Below are 17,909 nucleotides of genomic sequence, written 5' to 3'. Positions count from 1 at the left end.
CTCCGAGATCGAATTGTGGAACGGTCAGTTGCCGAACAGGGACAGGAGTTGCTGTACGCCGCTCGTCGGGCCGGTCAGGTGCAGTCGCAGCACCGGACGGCCGCGCTCCGCGAGCACGGTCGCGTCACCGGCTGCCTGGGCCGCGATCAGCCCGCCGAACGTGAACGGCCGGTCGGGGATCTCGACGTCGGCCGTCGGCGTCGCGGTGATCTGCAGGAACACGCCCTCCGGGTGCCCGCCCTTGTGGTACTGCCCGGTGGAGTGCAGGAACCGCGGGCCCCAGCCGAACGTCACCGGCCGGCCCGTCTGCTTCGCGAGCGCCGTCCGCAGCGAGGCCAGGTCGGCGTCGCGCTCGGAGTCCAGGTAGGCCATGACAGCCAGGTACCCGTTCTCGCCGAGCTGATCCAACAGCGTCGTGACCGCACGCCGGAGCGTGTCGGCGCCGCCGAGCAGTTCCTCGGAACCGCGCACCTCGACCGCGCCGTCCGTGAACGCCGGCGCCTCCGGCTCGGGCTGCGCGTCGAGCAGGCCACGCGCGGCGGCCTTCGCGCTCTCCACGTCCGGCTGGTCGAACGGGTTGATGCCGAGCAGATAGCCCGCGACGGCCGTCGCCATCTCCCAGAGCAGGAACTGACCACCGAGCGAGCCCGAGGTCAGCGCCGTCGGCACTCCGCTCGTCGCCTTGTCGGCGAGCAACGCGTTGGTCAGGTCGGCGGCATCACTCTGCAGCTCGGGCGCGCCCACCTCGACGGCGACCGGAAGGACGCCGGTGCCGTTCTTGCCGGTGCTCTCCGCGATCAGCTGCTCGGCCCAGTCGGGGAACCCGACGATGTCCGAGCCGTCGGCCGCGATGATCGCCTTGTCGCGACCAGCGCTCGCCGCGAGCACCGCGCCCAGCCACAGAGCCGGGTTGTCGGTGGAGTCGGCCTGCAGTACCGGAGCCGCCTCGGCGGCCTGGTCGAGCAGTTCGGCGATGTCGGCGCCGGCCAGACCGGACGGCACCAGGCCGAACGCGGTCAGCGCGCTGTACCGGCCGCCGACGTTCGGGTCGGCGAGGAAGGTCTTGCGGTAGCCCTCGTCCGCCGACAGCTTCTCGAACGGCGAACCCGGGTCGGTCACGACGACGATCCGCGAGGCCGCGTCGATGCCCGCGTCGGCGAACGCCTTCGCGAACGTCCGCCGGTGGCTGTCGGTCTCGACCGTCCCGCCGGACTTGCTGGAGACCACGATCACGGTCTTCGACAGGTCCCCGTCCAGCGCCCGCTGTACGACACTGGGGTCGGTCGAGTCCAGGACGAAGAGCTCGACGCCCGCGGTCCGGGTGATGACCTCCGGCGCCAGCGACGAGCCGCCCATGCCGGACAGCACGATCCGGTCCAGGCCCTCGGACCGCAGGTCCGCCTGCAGGGCCTCGATCTCGGCCAGCAGCGGCCGCGAGGTCTCGTGCAGGTCGACCCAGCCGAGCCGGATCGAGGCCTCGGACTCGGCCTCCGGGCCCCAGATCGTCGCGTCCTTCGCGGCGATCCGGGAGGCGATCTTCTCGGCGACCAGCCGGTCGACGACCTCGGACCAGTCGCCGTTCTGCGTGCTGACCTTCGGAACGCTCACTTGGCCGCCGCCTTCAGGGCCGCCGCGACGGTGTCCTGCAGCTCCGACCAGGAGGCGTCGAACTTCGAGACGCCCTCGTCCTCGAGCAGCTGCACGACCTCGTCGTACGAGATGCCGAGCCGCTCGAGGTCGTCGATCACCTTCCGGTCGGCGGCGTAGTCGCCGCGGACCGTGTCACCGGTGATCTCGCTGTGCTCCTCGACCGCCTTGATGGTTGCCTCGGGCATCGTGTTCACGACGCCGCGGGTGACCAGGTTGTCGACGTACAGGGTGGGGGAGTACGACGGGTCCTTGGTGCCGGTCGACGCCCACAGCGGACGCTGCGGCTTGGCGCCGACGGTGTCCAGCTCGCGCCAGCGGTCGGAGGCGAAGATCTCCTCGTAGGCCTCGAAGGCGAGCCGCGCGTTGGCGATCGCGGCCTTGCCCTTGAGGGCCTTCGCCTCGTCGGTGCCGATCGCCTCGAGCCGCTTGTCGATCTCGGTGTCCACCCGGCTGACGAAGAACGAGGCGACGCTGGCCATCTTGGTCACGTCGACGCCGTTCTCGACGGCCTGCTCGAGGCCGGACAGGAACGCGTCCGCGACCGCCTTGTAGCGCTCCAGGGAGAAGATCAGCGTCACGTTCACGCTGATCCCGGCGGCGAGCGTCTGGGTGATCGCCGGCAGCCCGGCCTTGGTGGCCGGGATCTTCACGAACACGTTCTCGCGGCCGACGACGTCCCACAGCTGCTTGGCCTGCTCGACGGTCTTGGCGGTGTCGTGCGCCAGCGTCGGCTCGACCTCGATCGACACCCGGCCGTCCTGGCCCGCGGTGTCGTCGTACGTCGGCTTGAACAGGTCGGCGGCGTCGCGGACGTCGTCGGTGGTGATCACCCGGATCGCCTCGTCGACCGAGACGCCCTCCGCGGCCAGCCGCTCGACCTTCCCGGCGTACGCGTCGGCGTCCGAGATGGCCTTGGCGAAGATCGTCGGGTTCGTGGTCACGCCGACCACGTGCTTGTCCTCGATCAGGGTCCGCAGGCTGCCGCTGGTGAGCCGCTCGCGGGACAGGTCGTCGAGCCAGATGGAGACACCCGCGTCCGCGAGTGCTTTCAAGCGATCGTTCATGGTTCCGATGCCTTCTTCCGGAATGTTCTGTTGTGAGGTCTTCAGTTGGCTTCGCTCGTGTCGGCCGGTCCGACCGGGCCGGCGGCGGCACGGCGCGGCGGCACACCGGGCCCGCTGACCTGCGCGGCCGCGGCGATGCTGTCCTTCGCGGCCTGCACCACGGCCTCGGTGGTGATGCCGAACTCGTCGTACAGCGTCTGGTACGCCGCCGAGGCGCCGTAGTGCTCCAGGCTCACGCTGCGGCCGGAGTCGCCGACGATGTCGTGCCAGCTCTGCGCGATCCCGGCCTCGACCGAGACCCGCGCGCGGACGTCCGCCGGGATGACCGACTCGCGGTACGCGTCGTCCTGCTCGTCGAACCACTCGCGGGAGACCATCGACACGACCCGGGCCTTGACGCCCTCGTCGGCCAGCACCTTGCGGGCCTCGACGGCGATCTGCAGCTCGGAGCCGGTGCCGATCAGCACCACGTCCGGGGTGCCTTCCGTGTCGAGCAGCACGTACCCGCCCTTGTGCACGTTCTCCGTGGTGGCGAAGCCGTCGGTGCCGCGCGGGAAGACCGGCACGTTCTGCCGGGTGAGCGCGAGGCCGGCCGGGCGGTCGGTGTGCTCCAGGATGGCGGCCCACGCGGCGGCCGTCTCGTTCGCGTCACCGGGCCGGACGACGTCCAGGCCCGGGATCGCCCGCAGCGCCGACAGGTGCTCGATCGGCTGGTGCGTCGGGCCGTCCTCGCCGAGACCGATCGAGTCGTGCGTCCAGACGTAAGTCACCGGCAGCTGCATCAGCGCGGCGAGCCGGACCGACGGGCGCATGTAGTCGGAGAAGACCAGGAACGTCCCGCCGTACGGCCGGGTCAGGCCGTGCAGGGCGATGCCGTTGAGGACCGCGCCCATCCCGTGCTCGCGGATGCCGAAGTGCAGGACCCGGCCGTACTCGTCGCCGGAGAACTCCTTGGTCGAGTACTCCGCCGGGATGAACGACGGCTGGCCCTTCGGGGTGGTGTTGTTCGAGCCGGCGAGGTCGGCCGAACCGCCCCACAGCTCGGGCAGCTCCGGCGCCAGCTTGGTCAGCACCTCACCGGACGCGGAGCGGGTCGCGACGCCCTTGGCGTCGGCCTCCCAGCTCGGCAGCGCGTCCTTCCAGCCGCCCGGCAGCTCGCGCTTCGAGAGCCGGTCGAGCAGCTCGGCGCGGTCCGGGTGCGCGGCCTTCCACTCGTCGTACTTCGCGCCCCACTCGGCCTCCAGCGCCTTGCCCCGGTCGAGCGCCTCGCGGGTGTGCGCGAGCACCTCGTCGGCGACCTGGAAGGTCTGCTCCGGGTCCCAGCCGAGCACCTTCTTGGTGGCGGCGACCTCGTCGGCGCCGAGCGCCGAGCCGTGGATCTTGCCGGTGTTCTGCTTGTTCGGGGCCGGCCAGCCGATGATCGTGCGCAGCCGGATGAAGCTCGGCTTGTCGGTGACCGCCCGGGCCGCCTCGAGCGCGTCGTACAGCGCCTGGACGTCCTCCTCGTACCCGGTGCCGCCCAGCGTCCAGTCGACGTCCTGGACGTGCCAGCCGTACGCCGCGTAGCGGGCGGCGACGTCCTCGGACAGCGCGATGTCGGTGTCGTCCTCGATCGAGATCTTGTTCGCGTCGTAGATGACGGTGAGGTTGCCGAGCTTCTGGGTGCCGGCCAGCGAGGAGGCCTCGGAGGCGACGCCCTCCTCGATGTCACCGTCGGAGGCGATCACGTAGACCTGGTGGTCGAACAGGCTCTCGCCCTTCGGCGCGTCCGGGTCCAGCAGGCCGCGCTCGCGGCGGGCCGCCATCGCCATCCCGACCGCGTTGCCGACGCCCTGGCCGAGCGGGCCGGTGGTGGTCTCGACACCGGGGGTGTGCTGGTACTCCGGGTGGCCCGGGGTCTTGCTGCCCCAGGTCCGCAGCGCCTTCAGGTCGTCCAGCTCGAGGCCGAAGCCGGCCAGGTACAGCTGGATGTAGAGCGTCAGGCTGGAGTGGCCCGCGGACAGCACGAACCGGTCGCGGCCGGCCCAGTGCGGGTCCGCCGGGTTGTGCCGCATCACCTTCTGGAACAGCAGGTACGCCGCCGGCGCCAGGCTCATCGCCGTACCGGGGTGTCCGTTCCCGACCTTCTCGACGGCGTCCATCGCGAGCACCCGTACGGTGTCGACCGCGCGCTGGTCGAGCTCGGTCCATTCAAGCTTGGGGCTGGTCTTCTCCGTCACGCCGCCGGCGCTCCTCTCGATGGTGCTCTCAGGTGTCTGCTCAGGACGAGCCTACTGTGGGCGATCCGGTCCGCCGCGCACCGCTCACCTGTTTGTCAACCGTTCGTCGACCCCCGCTGTTCCCCGCCCTGCACCTGGTATGACAAGGGGCACCGGGGCGGGTGTGACAGGGGGCATGAGAGGGGGGTGCGAGAACCCTCCTACGGGGCGTCGTAGACTGCTGAATCGTCAGCGCCGGAGCTCCGGCGTCAACCCACTCTGTTCGAGGTGTTCGTGACGGCCGTCGACCCGCGTCCCGCCGCGACGACGTCGTACCCGACGCCGCTGCCGGACGCTACTGCTGTGGTGAGTCCGTCGGTGCGCGACGTGGTGAAGGCGTACGTCGGTCTGACCAAGCCGCGCATCATCGAGCTGCTGCTGATCACCACCGTGCCGGTGATGTTCCTGGCGGCCGGCGGTGTGCCCGGCCTGGAGGTGGTGGTCGCCACCCTGATCGGCGGCATCCTCGCCTCCGGCAGCGCGAACACGATCAACTGCGTCCTCGACCGCGACATCGACGAGCAGATGCGCCGCACCCGGCGCCGGCCGCTGCCGCGGCACGCGGTCAGCCCGCGCTCGGCGACGATCTTCGGCGTCGTCCTCGGCGTGCTGGCCACCCTCGAGCTCGGCTTCTTCGTGAACTGGCTGTCCTCCGGCCTCGCGCTGGCGGCGAACCTGTTCTACGTCTTCGGCTACACGATGGTGCTCAAGCGCCGGACCGTGCAGAACATCGTCTGGGGCGGGATCGCCGGCTGCTTCCCGACCCTGATCGGCTGGACCGCCGTCACCGGCGAGCTGGCCTGGACCCCGGTCGTGCTGTTCCTGGTGGTGTTCTTCTGGACCCCGCCGCACACCTGGTCGCTCGCCATGCGGTACCGCGAGGACTACGCGTCCGTCGACGTACCGATGCTGCCCGTGGTCGCCACGCCGGTCGCCACCGCGCGGCAGATCATGGCGTACTCCGTGGTCATGGTGCTCACCTCGCTCGCGCTCTGGCCGATCGCCGGCACCGGGTTCGTGTACCCGCTGGCCGCGGTCGTGCTCGGTTTCGTGTTCCTCCGCGAAGCCCGCCGGTTGTTGCTCCGGGCCCACACCGGCGCGGACGGCGCGGCCCTGCGGCCGATGCGGCTCTTCCACTTCTCGAACATCTACCTGGCGCTGCTGTTCATTGCCGCCGCCATCGATCCGCTGCTGCGCTGAGCATCACCCGGGAGTTATCCCGTTGACCTGATCGTGATCTGATGTTGCGATGGGTTCCTGCCTGTGGAGGGGGTTCCACGCCTGGGGAGGCGCTGCAGCAGGGGGATATCGCATGGGGGTACGAACACGTGTCGCCGCGCTCGCGGCACTCGCGCTGACCGGGTCGGTCCTGGTCGCGGGACCGGCCGAGGCCGGCCACAAGCACTCGAGTCTGAAGCCCGTCGCCACCGGCCTGAACGGGCCGCGCGGCGTCTCGACCTGGGCGAACAAGGTCATCTACGCCGTGTCCGACGGCTCGGTGTACGTGACCGACGGGCGCCGTACGCTGAAGCTCGGCACGGTCCCGGGCACCGGCGGGTTCCCGCCCGCGATCGACACCAGCAAGTGGGGTACGACGTACGCGCTGACCGGGGCCGGCGGTGAACCGGGTCAGCCGCCGGCGCCGGGCAGCTCGACGCTGTACCGGTTGCGGTACGGCAAGGCGCCGGTCAAGGTCGCCGATATCGCGGCGTACCAGCAGAAGGACCCGGACCCGTACGACCTGGAGGGCCACCCGACCGAGTCGAACCCGTTCGGTGTCGCCGCCCTCAAGGACGGCACGGTCCTGGTCGCGGACGCCGCGAACAACGACCTGCTCCGGGTCTGGCCGAACGGTCACATCAAGACCGTCGCGAAGCTCAAGCCACGCGTGGTGAAGGTCCCGTCCGGTCTGCCCGCCACGGACCCGGAAGGCAACCCGCTGCCACCGGCCGGTACGCCGATCCCGGCCGAGGCCGTCGCCACGTCCGTGACGGTCGGTTCCGACGGCTACTGGTACGTCGGTGAGCTCCGCGGCTTCCCGGCGACGCCCGGGACGTCGCAGATCTGGCGGATCAAGCCGGGCTCGGTTGGCGCGGTCTGCGACCCGGTCAACCCGTCGAAGGGCAACTGCCAGCGGTACGCCGACGGGTACACGTCGATCGTCGACCTGGCGGGCGGCCCGCGCGGCACGCTCGCGGTCGTCGAGCTCGACAAGGCCAGCTGGCTCAGGTTCGAGTTGAGCGGCCCGACGAAGGGCGGCCTATTCCTGCAGTACCCGGGCAAGCACCACAAGGCCGGTTACAAGCGTGAGCTGGTGAAGGACCAGCTGACGCTGCCCGGCGGCGTGGCCTTCAGCCGGAGCGGCGCGCTGTACGTCTCCGCGCCGGTGTTCGGGCCCGGAGCGGTCTACCGGGTGAAGTACTGAGAGACGGCGGGGCGCCCGTTCAGGTCGCGGGCGTCCCGCGCTCGCCGTACACGGCCGTCACGAGCGCGATCAGCAGGCCGGCCAGGAACATGTGCACGAGGACCAGGCCCCAGGGCAGCCCGGTGAAGTGCTGGGTGAAGCCGACGGCGCCCTGCAGCAGCTCGACCGCCAGCAGCCAGGCGGCCAGCTTCCGCAACGTGCGTGAGGTCGCGGTCACCCGGGTCGCGATCACCAGCGCGATCGTGATCCCGAGCAGGCCGAACACGACGTCCGCGTGCAGCTGGCTGACGATGTCCGGGTCGAAACCGTTGCGGCCGGTCTCCGGATCACCCGAATGCGGGCCGGCGCCGGTGACGACGGTGCCGAGCGCGACGGCCAGCCAGACCGCCACCACCGACGCGGTGGCGAGCGCGCGGACCACCGGGGGAGTGTGCGGGTACGGACTCGTGCGCGACCGGCGCATCATCGAGACCGTGAGCGTGATGATGATCGGCGACACCAGGAAGTGCGCCGACACGATCCACGGGTTCAGCCCGGTGAGCACGCTGATGCCGCCGATGATCGCCTGCAGCGGCACGCCCAGCGCGGCCGCGGTCGCCAGCCGCCGCAGGTCCTGCCGGACCGGGCGGTAGCGCATGACGACCAGCCAGGTGAGGATCGCGACGATCGCGACCACGAACCCGAGCATCCGGTTGGCGAACTCGATCGCGCCGTGGGTGCCGAGCTCGGGGTGCGGGACGTAGGAGTCGTCGGTGCAGGACGGCCAGGTCGGGCAGCCGAGTCCCGATCCGGTCAGCCGGACCAGCCCTCCGGTGACCACGATGCCGATGTTGACCACCACCGACGCCCAGCCCCAGCGCCGGACGACGTCCAGGCTCGGCTCGGGCACCAGACGCCAGAATCCGGTCACTGGCTCGGTCTCGCGGGGCGGGGTCTCGGTCGTCATCACCGGCACACTCTAAAGGTCAGTCCCATTTGAACGTCCTGGAGACCAGGTACCCGAGGACGGCGGCCCACAGTGCCAGCGACAGCGCCGCGGCCCAGGGGATCACGCCCTCGACGGTCGAGTTCGCGATCCCGTTCGCCAGCGCGGCGCTCGGCAGCAGCCGTACGACGCCCTGCATGCCGTCGGGGTACTCGTCGACGGGCGTCATGATCGCGCCGCCCACGAGCAGCAGCAGGTACAGCAGGTTGGCCGCGGCCAGGGTCGCCTCGGCCCGCAGTACGCCGGCCATCAGCAGCCCGAGCGACGCGAAGGCCGCCGTACCGCACAGCACGGTCAGGGTCACGCCGAGCACCGCTTCGGCGCCGCCGACCGGCTTCCAGCCGAGCGCGAACCCGGTGCCGACCAGGACGGCGAGCTGGATCAGCTGGACGATCAGGACCGCGCCGATCTTGCCCGCGAGCAGGCCGGTGCGGGACAGCGGAGAGGCGCCGAGGCGTTTGATGACGCCGTACCGGCGCTCGAACCCGGTCGCGATCGCCAGCGAGGTGAAGGACGACGAGAGGACCGCCAGCGCCAGCACGCGGGGCACCGCCTCGTCGATCGGCCGGCCGCTGCCCAGAGGCAGCCGCTCGCCCAGGCCGGTCGCACCCAGGAGCAGCAGCACGCCGAGCGGGATCACCAGCGCCAGCAGCAGCTGCTCGCCGTTACGGGTCAGGAGCTTGAACTCCATCCGCGTGTGCGCCAGCACCTTCCGCGGCCACGGCGCACTTCCCGGCTGCGGAGCGTAAGTGGTCACGGGGCCTCCCCGCCTGGACTGAGGAGCGTAGGGAGCGCAGCGACCGGAGCGACGAGGGAAGGCGGGGAGTCACAGCCCCGTGACCCGCCGCGCCGGAGGCGCGGCATTAGCAGAGTCATGAGCGGTCCGGCTTGGTGAGTTCGAGGAAGACGTCCTCGAGGGACTTGGTGTGGTGCTCGGTGAGGGTGTCGGGGGTGCCCGAGGCGATGACCTTGCCCGCGGACACGACGTGCACCTGGTCGGACAGTTGCTCGGCCTCGTCCATCGCGTGCGTGGTGAGGACGACGGTCACGCCGTCCGCGCGCAGGTCCCGGATCAGCTGCCAGATCTCGCGCCGGCCGTGGGGGTCCAGGCCGGTCGTCGGCTCGTCCAGGAACGCGATCTCCGGCCGTCCGACGATCGCCAGCGCGAACGACAGCCGCTGCTTCTGGCCGCCCGAGAGCCGCCGGTACGGCGTCCGCCCGCAGCTGCCCAGGTCCAGCCGCTCCACCAGCGCGGGGACGTCGAGCGGGTGGGTGTGCAGCGTGGCGACGTACCGGAGCATCTCGACCGCGCGGACGCCCGACCAGGCGCCGCCCTCCTGGAGCATCACGCCGATCTTCGGCATCAGCTCGTCGTGGTCGGCGAGCGGGTCCAGGCCGAGCACCCGGACACTGCCCGAGTCCGGGCGCCGGAAGCCCTCACAGGTCTCGACGGTCGTGGTCTTGCCGGCACCGTTGGGGCCGAGCACGGCCGTCACCGTCCCGGCGGCTACGGTGAGACTGAGGCCGTCGACCGCGGTCTTCTCGCCGTACCGCACGACGAGGTTGTCGATCTCCACCGCGACTGGCACAGACGGCAGCATAGAGAACCGCAGGAACGGACCCTCGCCCCGCTCCAGGTTGGGACGAGAGAAGTGACCTCGCTCACGGTCCCGGCCGGTGCGCCGCGTGTCGGCGGGAAGCGGTTAGGGGAGCCTTATTTGAAGGGCCCCGGGAATTACGCGACACTGATGTTGTGAAAAATCCTGCGACGAACGGAGCCGTCACCGGCGCCGCGCGGGACGAGTCCACCCGGGACCGGGTAGCCCGCTCGATCCTGACCAACGGCCCGTCCAGCGCCGCGGTGCTGGCGGAGCGGCTCGAGCTGACCCCGGCGGCGGTCCGCCGGCACCTGGACCACCTGCTCGACGAGGGCCTGGTGGAGTCCCGGGAGGAGCGCGTCTACGGTCCCCGTGGCCGCGGCCGCCCGGCGAAGGTGTTCGCGCTGACCGACTCCGGCCGGCACGCGTTCCACACCGCGTACGACGACCTGGCGGCGACCGCGATGCGGTTCATCGCCGAGGCCGGCGGCGAGGACGCCGTGGCGGAGTTCGCCCGGCGCCGCGTCGCCGAGGTGGAGGAGCGCTACCGGGACCTGCTGTCGCAGGCCCCGGAGAACAAGAAGGCGGAGGTGCTCGCCCAGGCCCTGACGGCCGACGGGTACGCCGCCTCGACGGCGGAGGCGGGCCACGGCGCCCAGCTCTGCCAGCACCACTGCCCGGTCGCGCACGTGGCCGAGCAGTTCCCCCAGCTGTGCGAGGCGGAGACCGAGGTGTTCTCGAGACTCCTCGGCAAGCACGTCCAGCGGCTGGCCACCATCGCCCACGGCGACGGTGTCTGTACGACGCACATCCCCGGGCCCACCCCGGTTTCCCCTGTATCCGACGGCGAATCTGCGAGGACTGCACGATGACGCAAACCGCTCACCCCGAACTGGAAGGCCTCGGCAACTACCAGTACGGCTGGGCCGACTCCGACGCCGCCGGCGCGGTCGCGAAGCGCGGCCTGGACGCCGACGTCGTGCGGGGCATCTCCACCCTCAAGAACGAGCCGGAGTGGATGCTCGACCTGCGGCTGAAGGGCCTGAAGCTCTTCGACCGCAAGCCGATGCCGTCCTGGGGCGCCGACCTGTCCGGGATCGACTTCGACAACATCAAGTACTTCGTCCGGTCCACCGAGAAGCAGGCCACCTCCTGGGAGGAGCTGCCGCCGGACATCAAGAACACCTACGACAAGCTCGGCATCCCGGAGGCGGAGAAGCAGCGCCTGGTCGCCGGCGTCGCCGCGCAGTACGAGTCCGAGGTCGTCTACCACCAGATCCGCGAGGACCTGGAGGCCCAGGGCGTGATCTTCCTGGACACCGACACCGGCCTCAAGGAGCACCCGGAGCTGTTCCAGGAGTACTTCGGCTCGGTGATCCCGGTCGGCGACAACAAGTTCGCCGCGCTGAACACCGCGGTCTGGTCCGGCGGCTCGTTCATCTACGTCCCGAAGGGCGTCAAGGTGGACATCCCGCTGCAGGCCTACTTCCGGATCAACACCGAGAACATGGGCCAGTTCGAGCGGACCCTGATCATCGTCGACGAGGGCGCCTACGTGCACTACGTCGAGGGCTGTACGGCGCCGATCTACAAGTCGGACTCGCTGCACTCGGCGGTCGTCGAGATCATCGTGAAGAAGGGCGCCCGCTGCCGCTACACGACGATCCAGAACTGGTCGAACAACGTCTACAACCTGGTCACCAAGCGCGCCACCTGCGAGGAGGGCGCGACCATGGAGTGGATCGACGGCAACATCGGCTCCAAGGTGACGATGAAGTACCCGGCCGTGTACCTGATGGGCGAGCACGCCAAGGGCGAGACCCTGTCGGTCGCGTTCGCGGGCGAGGGCCAGCACCAGGACGCCGGTTCCAAGATGGTGCACAACGCGCCGTACACCTCCAGCTCGATCGTGTCGAAGTCGGTGGCCCGCGGCGGCGGCCGGACGTCGTACCGCGGTCTGGTCGAGGTGGCGCCGGGCTCGCACCACAGCAAGTCCACGGTGCGCTGTGACGCGCTGCTGGTCGACACCATCAGCCGTTCGGACACCTACCCGTACGTCGACGTCCGCGAGGACGACGTGGCGATGGGGCACGAGGCGACCGTGTCCAAGGTCAGCGACGACCAGCTCTTCTACCTGATGAGCCGGGGCATGGCCGAGGACGAGGCGATGGCGATGATCGTCCGCGGCTTCATCGAGCCGATCGCCCGCGAGCTCCCGATGGAGTACGCGCTGGAACTGAACCGACTGATCGAGCTGCAGATGGAAGGGGCCGTCGGCTGATGTCCGCCGCTGAAACTCTTGTTGCGACAGGCAACAAGGCACACTCGCACGGGCCGGGTTCCCCGGTCCCGCTCCAGGCCCGCAGCGAGCGGCCGACGTCGTACGACGTGGCCGACTTCGCGGTGCCGAACGGGCGCGAGGAGGAGTGGCGGTTCACGCCGGTCAAGCAGCTCAAGGCGCTGTTCGAGGACGCGGCCGGGACCGAGACCCCGAAGATCGACGCGTCCGGCCCGGAGGGTGTGGTGATCGAGACGGTCGCCGCCGACGCCTTCAAGGTCGGGACGCCGCAGGACCGGACCGCGGCGGTCGCGTGGAACCACGCGCCCGAGGCGCTGGCGGTGCGGATCCCGGTCGAGGCCGAGCTGGCCGAGCCGGTGCACGTGAACGTCGCGAGCCTCGGCGCCCGCGGGTTCAGCCACCTGGTCGTCGAGGCCGGTCGGCACAGCAAGTCGATCGTGATCATCGACCACACCGGCGCCGGTGAGCTGAGCGGCAACGTCGAGATCGTCCTCGGCGACGGCGCCGACCTGCGCGTGGTGAGCATCCAGCAGGGCGACCACGAGTCGATCCACCTCGCGCAGCACGACGCGCTGGTCGGCCGGGACGCCCGGCTGCACCACGTCGCGGTGACCCTCGGCGGCAAGATCGTCCGGGTCAACACCAACGTCCGGTACGCCGGTCCGGGCGGCGACGCCGAGCTCGTCGGCGTGTACTTCGCCGAGTCCGGCCAGCACCACGAGCACCGGCTGTTCGTCGACCACGAGGCCACGCACTGCAAGAGCAACGTGCTCTACAAGGGCGCGCTGGCCGGTGACGACGCCCGCTCGGTGTGGATCGGCGACGTGCTGATCCGGGCCGCGGCCGAGGGCACCGACACCTTCGAGCTGAACCGGAACCTGGTGCTCACCGACGGCGCCCGCGCCGACTCGGTGCCGAACCTGGAGATCGAGACCGGCGAGATCGAGGGCGCCGGCCACGCCTCCGCGACCGGCCGGTTCGACGACGAGCAGCTGTTCTACCTGCAGGCCCGCGGCATCCCCGAGGACGCGGCGCGGCGGCTGGTGGTGGCCGGCTTCTTCAACGACATCATCGGCAAGATCGGCGTCCCCGAGGTCACCGAGCACCTGCACGACGTCATCGAGGAGAAGCTCGCCCGGACGGCCGAGCTGAGCGTCGCGGCGAAGGCGGCTGTCGGCCGGTGAGCGACACCTTCGAGCGCGCGTGCGCCGTCGCCGACGTCCCCGACGAGGGTGTGATCCCGGTCGAGGTCGGCGGCGTCGAGGTCGCGGTCGTGAAGAGCGAGGGACAGTACTTCGCGGTCCGGGACGAGTGCTCGCACGCGCAGATCCAGCTGTCCGAGGGCGACGTCGGCGACTGCGAGATCGAGTGCTGGCTGCACGGGTCCCGCTTCGACCTGCGCACCGGCGAGCCGACCAGCCTGCCGGCGTACGACCCGGTGCCGATCTACCCCGTGCGCCTCGACGGCGACGACCTGCTCGTCGACGTGAAGAACCCCATCAACCAAGCTTCCCTGTAACAACCAACGGAGATAGAGAAACCTCATGGCGACACTCGAGATTCGCGACCTGCAGGTGTCGGTCGACACCGAGGCCGGCCCGAAGCAGATCCTGCGCGGCGTCGACCTGACCATCGCCGGCGGTCAGACGCACGCGATCATGGGCCCGAACGGCTCCGGCAAGTCGACGCTGGCGTACTCGATCGCCGGGCACCCGAAGTACAACATCACCGGCGGCACGGTGACGCTGGACGGCGAGGACGTGCTGGACATGTCCGTCGACGAGCGCGCCCGGGCCGGCCTGTTCCTGGCGATGCAGTACCCGGTCGAGGTGCCGGGCGTCTCGGTGGCGAACTTCCTGCGCACCGCGAAGACCGCCATCGACGGCGAGGCGCCGAAGCTGCGGACCTGGGTCAAGGACGTGAACACCGCCCTGGCCGACCTGCAGATGGATCCCGAGTTCGCGCAGCGCAACGTCAACGAGGGCTTCTCCGGCGGTGAGAAGAAGCGCCACGAGATCGTCCAGCTGGAGCTGCTGAACCCGAAGATCGCGATCCTCGACGAGACCGACTCCGGCCTCGACATCGACGCGCTGAAGATCGTCTCCGAGGGCGTCAACCGGTTCGCGGCGCAGGGTGACAAGGGCGTGCTGCTGATCACCCACTACACGCGGATCCTGCGCTACATCAAGCCGGACTTCGTGCATGTGTTCGTCGACGGCCGCGTCGCCGAGGAGGGCGGCCCGGAGCTGGCTGAGGAGCTCGAGGCGAACGGCTACGAGCGGTTCGTGAAGGCAGGCGCGAAGTGACCGACGCCCGGACCACTTTCAGCAGTCCGCTGGACCTGCAGTCGGTCCGGGCGGACTTCCCCATCCTCTCCCGCGAGCTCGCGGGCGGGCACCCGCTGGTCTACCTGGACTCGGCCAACTCCTCGCAGAAGCCGCGCCAGGTCGTCCAGGCGCTCGAGGACCACTACCTCAAGCACAACGCCAACGTCGCGCGCGCCATGCACCAGCTCGGCGCCGAGGCGACGGCGGCGTACGAGGGCGGCCGGGACAAGGTGGCCGCGTTCATCGGCGCGCCCAGCCGCGACGAGATCGTCTTCACCAAGAACGCCTCCGAGGCGCTCAACCTCGCCGCGCACACGCTCGGCGCGTCGCTGAAGCCCGGCGATGTGGTGGTGATCTCCGAGATGGAGCACCACAGCAACATCGTCCCGTGGCAGCTGGCCTGTGAGCGGACCGGCGCGACGCTGAAGTGGTTCGGTGTCACCGAGGAGGGGCGGCTCGATCTCGGCAACATCGACGAGCTGCTCACCGAGAACACCAAGGTCGTCGCGCTGACCTGGGTGTCGAACGCGCTCGGCACGATCAACCCGATCACCGACATCGCCACCAAGGCCCACGCGGTCGGCGCGACGATGGTCGTGGACGCCTCCCAGGCGGTCCCGCAGTTCCCGGTCGACGTGTCCACGCTCGGCGCGGACATCGTCGTGTTCACCGGCCACAAGGCCGTCGGCCCGACCGGCATCGGCGTCCTCTGGGGCCGGTACGAGCTGCTCGCCGAGCTGCCGCCGTTCCTCGGCGGTGGCGAGATGATCGAGGTCGTCCGGATGACCGGCTCGACCTACGCGCCGCCGCCGGCTCGGTTCGAGGCCGGTACGCCGCCGATCGCGCAGGCGGTCGGACTCGGCGCGGCCCTGGACTACCTGGCCGGGATCGGCATGGACAAGATCGCCGCGCACGAGCACGCGATCGTCGAGTACGCGCTGGAGGGCCTGAAGACGGTCCCCGGGCTGACGCTGCTCGGGCCGACCGACGCCACCGACCACGGCGGCGCGATCAGCTTCGCGCTGGAGGGCGTGCACCCGCACGACGTGTCCACGGTGCTGGACACCCGGGGGATCGCGGTCCGGGCCGGGCACCACTGCGCGCGTCCGGTGCACGAACGGTTCGGAATGCAATCGTCGACCAGAGCGTCTTTCTATCTGTACACGACCCCGCAGGAGATCGAGGCGCTCGTCGACGGCCTCGGATACGTCCGGTCATTCTTCAAGGTGGACTGATATGCAGCTCGACGCCCTGTACCAGGAGATCATCCTGGACCACTACCGCAGCCCGCACCACGCGGGCCTCGCGGACCCGTACGACGTGGAGGTGCACCACGTGAACCCGTCCTGCGGGGACGAGGTCACGCTCCGCGTCGAGCTCGACGGCGACACCGTGAAGGGCGTCACGCACGAGAGCGTCGGCTGCTCGATCAGCCAGGCGGCGACCTCGGTGATGTCGGACCTGGTGATCGGCAAGCCGGTCGCCGAGGGCATGGCGACGTACGAGAAGTTCCTCGAACTGATGCAGGGCCGGGGGAATGTCGAACCGGACGAGGAAGTTCTGGAGGACGGTGTCGCGTTCGCCGGCGTCGCCCAGTTCCCGGCCCGGGTGAAGTGTGCCCTGCTGGGGTGGTCCGCGTGGCGGGACGCCACCGCGCAAGCCATGGCCAACAGTGGGGCTGCCAACCAAGGAGTGAGCAATGCCTGACCAGACCGACGAGAAGATCGAGCTGCCCGAGGTCGACCTGGAGGCAGCCAACGCCGGGAACGAGCCCGGCACCACCCCGGCCAAGGTCGAGGACGTGACCGAGGCGCTGAAGGACGTCGTGGACCCCGAGCTCGGGATCAACGTGGTCGACCTCGGCCTGATCTACGGCATCACGGTCGACGACACCAGCACGGCGATCATCGACATGACGCTGACGTCCGCGGCCTGCCCGCTGACCGACGTGATCGAGGACCAGACCCGGATGGCGCTCGACGGCCTGGTCAACGACTTCCGGATCAACTGGGTCTGGATGCCGCCGTGGGGTCCGGAGAAGATCACCGACGACGGCCGCGACCAGCTGCGCGCCCTCGGCTTCAACGTGTGAGCCGCCCTTGAGCCGCACAGTTCATGTCGCGCCGGAGCGGTTGGACAGGTGGCTGACAGGCTTCGGCGAGCGGCACGGTGAGGTGCGGTACGACGTGACGCCGGAGAGCGTCACGTTGTCCGCCGACGACGGCTCCACCGCTGTCGTCGCCGTACCGTTCGAGCCCCTCGCGGTGTTGTCCCGCGAGGGGCTCGTCGCGCATGTGCTGGTCGACCGGCGGCTCGGCGTACTGCTCGTCCGGCGCGGCGGGTACGGCGCCGGGGTCTTCGCGGGCGGCAAGCTGCTGGACTCGAAGGTCGGGTCCCGGCACGTGCAGGGCACGACCAAGGCCGGCGGCTGGTCGCAGCAGCGCTACGCGCGCCGCCGGGACAACCAGGCGCGCGAGGCGTTCGCGGCCGCCACCGAGGTCGCGGTGCGGATCCTCGCGCCGGCGAACCTCGACGTACTGGTCTGCGGGGGAGACCGGCGGGCCGTCGACACGGTGCTCGACGACCCGCGGCTGCACGAGCTCGGCGCCCTGGTCCGGCCGCCGTTCCTCGGCGTCCCGGACCCGAAGCAGAAGGTCCTCGAACAGGCCGGTGCGGACGCCCGGGCGATCCGGATCGAGGTGGATCAGCCCTCCGCGCTGTGAAGATCGCGGAAGTCTTGCAGTACGCCGCGGTAGTACTCCAGGTCCTCCTCGAGCCGGGCCCGGGTGACCAGGTGCGGGTCGTTCGCCACCGACGTGGCGCCGAACTCCGACCAGATCTCGGTGTCCGGAACCTTGTCGGCGCCTTCGGGCAGGAACTGCATGGCCTGCACGATCGCCTCGGCGGCCAGTTCCCAGCCCAACTCGACGTAGTGGCGGCGCTTGCGGTACTCGGGGTCGTCGCCCTCCGGCGGCGGCTCGGCCGCGAAGTGCATCTGGTCCTCGACCGCGCGCTCGCCGTACAGGTGCGCGATCTTGACCCATTCCGCGGCGTCGATCAGCCGCGACCGGCCGAGCCCGAAGTGCGCGCCGGTCAGGCTGGACGAGCGCTCCGACTCGTACGGCACGGTGAGCTCGCCGACGGGGGAGGCGTACACCCAGGCGTCCGGGCCCTCGGTGATGCTCCGACCTGGCTCCAGCGGCGGCGCCGGCCTGGGTTCCGCACCGGCCGGGGGCTCGGCCTCGGCGAGTTTCAGGGCCACGTAGACCTCGGCCTCCCACAGGCTCCGCGCGATCAGCATCG

18 protein-coding genes are annotated in these 17,909 nt (G+C 70.4%); 11 read left to right on the top strand and 7 right to left on the bottom strand.

Annotated features, from left to right (window positions below; translation table 11 throughout):
- Positions 1–24: 24 nt before the first annotated feature.
- From ABN611_RS35125 to tkt, 3 genes are read right to left on the bottom strand one after another with little or no spacing between them, the layout of a single operon-like run.
- A complete protein-coding gene (locus ABN611_RS35125; protein ID WP_350276601.1) occupies positions 25–1,608 on the bottom strand; it encodes a glucose-6-phosphate isomerase in 1,584 nt (527 codons plus the stop codon).
- Positions 1,605–2,714, bottom strand: a complete 1,110-nt coding sequence (gene tal / locus ABN611_RS35120) for a transaldolase (protein WP_350276600.1) — start codon at positions 2,712–2,714, stop codon at positions 1,605–1,607. Before tal ends, ABN611_RS35125 begins: the two co-directional genes overlap by 4 nt.
- 41 nt (positions 2,715–2,755) lie before the next feature.
- Positions 2,756–4,855, bottom strand: coding sequence for a transketolase (gene tkt, locus ABN611_RS35115; RefSeq protein ID WP_350281725.1), 2,100 nt, complete (start codon positions 4,853–4,855; stop codon positions 2,756–2,758).
- A gap of 345 nt (positions 4,856–5,200) precedes the next feature.
- Here tkt and ABN611_RS35110 point away from each other — a divergent pair, with 345 nt between their 5' ends.
- Both ABN611_RS35110 and ABN611_RS35105 read left to right on the top strand, forming a co-directional pair.
- A complete protein-coding gene (locus tag ABN611_RS35110; protein ID WP_350276599.1) occupies positions 5,201–6,172 on the top strand; it encodes a heme o synthase in 972 nt (323 codons plus the stop codon).
- Positions 6,173–6,284: 112 nt separating this feature from the next.
- Positions 6,285–7,397, top strand: coding sequence for a ScyD/ScyE family protein (locus tag ABN611_RS35105; protein WP_350276598.1), 1,113 nt, complete (start codon positions 6,285–6,287; stop codon positions 7,395–7,397).
- Between the two features lie 19 nt (positions 7,398–7,416).
- On the opposite strand, the gene ABN611_RS35100 is transcribed toward ABN611_RS35105, so the two are convergent.
- The 3 genes from ABN611_RS35100 to ABN611_RS35090 form a co-directional block, all read right to left on the bottom strand.
- Positions 7,417–8,343, bottom strand: coding sequence for a COX15/CtaA family protein (locus ABN611_RS35100; RefSeq protein ID WP_350281724.1), 927 nt, complete (start codon positions 8,341–8,343; stop codon positions 7,417–7,419).
- A gap of 19 nt (positions 8,344–8,362) precedes the next feature.
- Complete coding sequence (locus ABN611_RS35095) at positions 8,363–9,139, bottom strand: ABC transporter permease (protein WP_350276597.1); 777 nt, start codon at positions 9,137–9,139, stop codon at positions 8,363–8,365.
- A gap of 115 nt (positions 9,140–9,254) precedes the next feature.
- Positions 9,255–9,971, bottom strand: coding sequence for an ABC transporter ATP-binding protein (locus tag ABN611_RS35090; RefSeq protein WP_350276596.1), 717 nt, complete (start codon positions 9,969–9,971; stop codon positions 9,255–9,257).
- Positions 9,972–10,135: 164 nt separating this feature from the next.
- Between ABN611_RS35090 and ABN611_RS35085 the strand changes: the two genes are divergently transcribed.
- The 9 genes from ABN611_RS35085 to ABN611_RS35045 are packed head-to-tail and all read left to right on the top strand — an operon-like array spanning position 10,136 to position 17,329.
- Positions 10,136–10,852 (top strand): metalloregulator ArsR/SmtB family transcription factor, encoded by a 717-nt coding sequence (locus tag ABN611_RS35085; protein ID WP_350276595.1) that lies wholly within the window; start codon positions 10,136–10,138, stop codon positions 10,850–10,852.
- Positions 10,849–12,261, top strand: a complete 1,413-nt coding sequence (gene sufB, locus ABN611_RS35080; protein ID WP_350276594.1) for a Fe-S cluster assembly protein SufB — start codon at positions 10,849–10,851, stop codon at positions 12,259–12,261. Before ABN611_RS35085 ends, sufB begins: the two co-directional genes overlap by 4 nt.
- Positions 12,261–13,463: a Fe-S cluster assembly protein SufD gene (gene sufD / locus ABN611_RS35075; protein WP_350276593.1), complete on the top strand. Its 1,203-nt coding sequence runs from the start codon at positions 12,261–12,263 to the stop codon at positions 13,461–13,463. Before sufB ends, sufD begins: the two co-directional genes overlap by 1 nt.
- Entirely contained in the window at positions 13,460–13,798 is a 339-nt protein-coding gene (locus ABN611_RS35070) for a non-heme iron oxygenase ferredoxin subunit (protein ID WP_350276592.1), read from the top strand. The genes sufD and ABN611_RS35070 overlap by 4 nt, the downstream gene beginning before the upstream one ends.
- Positions 13,799–13,823: 25 nt before the next feature.
- A complete protein-coding gene (sufC, locus tag ABN611_RS35065; protein WP_350276591.1) occupies positions 13,824–14,585 on the top strand; it encodes a Fe-S cluster assembly ATPase SufC in 762 nt (253 codons plus the stop codon).
- On the top strand, positions 14,582–15,841 hold the full coding sequence (locus ABN611_RS35060; protein WP_350276590.1) for a cysteine desulfurase: 1,260 nt from the start codon (positions 14,582–14,584) through the stop codon (positions 15,839–15,841). Before sufC ends, ABN611_RS35060 begins: the two co-directional genes overlap by 4 nt.
- A 1-nt stretch (position 15,842) precedes the next feature.
- Positions 15,843–16,313 carry a Fe-S cluster assembly sulfur transfer protein SufU gene (gene sufU, locus ABN611_RS35055; protein WP_350276589.1) on the top strand — a complete coding sequence of 157 codons (471 nt, stop codon included), beginning with the start codon at positions 15,843–15,845 and terminating at the stop codon, positions 16,311–16,313.
- A complete protein-coding gene (locus ABN611_RS35050; RefSeq protein WP_350276588.1) occupies positions 16,306–16,698 on the top strand; it encodes a metal-sulfur cluster assembly factor in 393 nt (130 codons plus the stop codon). The genes sufU and ABN611_RS35050 overlap by 8 nt, the downstream gene beginning before the upstream one ends.
- A gap of 7 nt (positions 16,699–16,705) precedes the next feature.
- The gene (locus ABN611_RS35045; protein ID WP_350276587.1) at positions 16,706–17,329 is read left to right on the top strand and encodes an acVLRF1 family peptidyl-tRNA hydrolase; all 624 of its coding nucleotides are present in this window, start codon (positions 16,706–16,708) and stop codon (positions 17,327–17,329) included.
- Here ABN611_RS35045 and ABN611_RS35040 read toward each other — a convergent pair.
- The gene (locus ABN611_RS35040; protein WP_350276586.1) at positions 17,311–17,907 is read right to left on the bottom strand and encodes a hypothetical protein; all 597 of its coding nucleotides are present in this window, start codon (positions 17,905–17,907) and stop codon (positions 17,311–17,313) included. The two genes, ABN611_RS35045 and ABN611_RS35040, sit on opposite strands and share 19 nt — an antisense overlap.
- Positions 17,908–17,909: the final 2 nt, after the last annotated feature.

The sequence above is a fragment of the Kribbella sp. HUAS MG21 genome (genome assembly GCF_040254265.1).
Classification (GTDB): Bacteria; Actinomycetota; Actinomycetes; order Propionibacteriales; family Kribbellaceae; genus Kribbella.
This window is presented reverse-complemented; position numbering and strand designations above follow the sequence as displayed.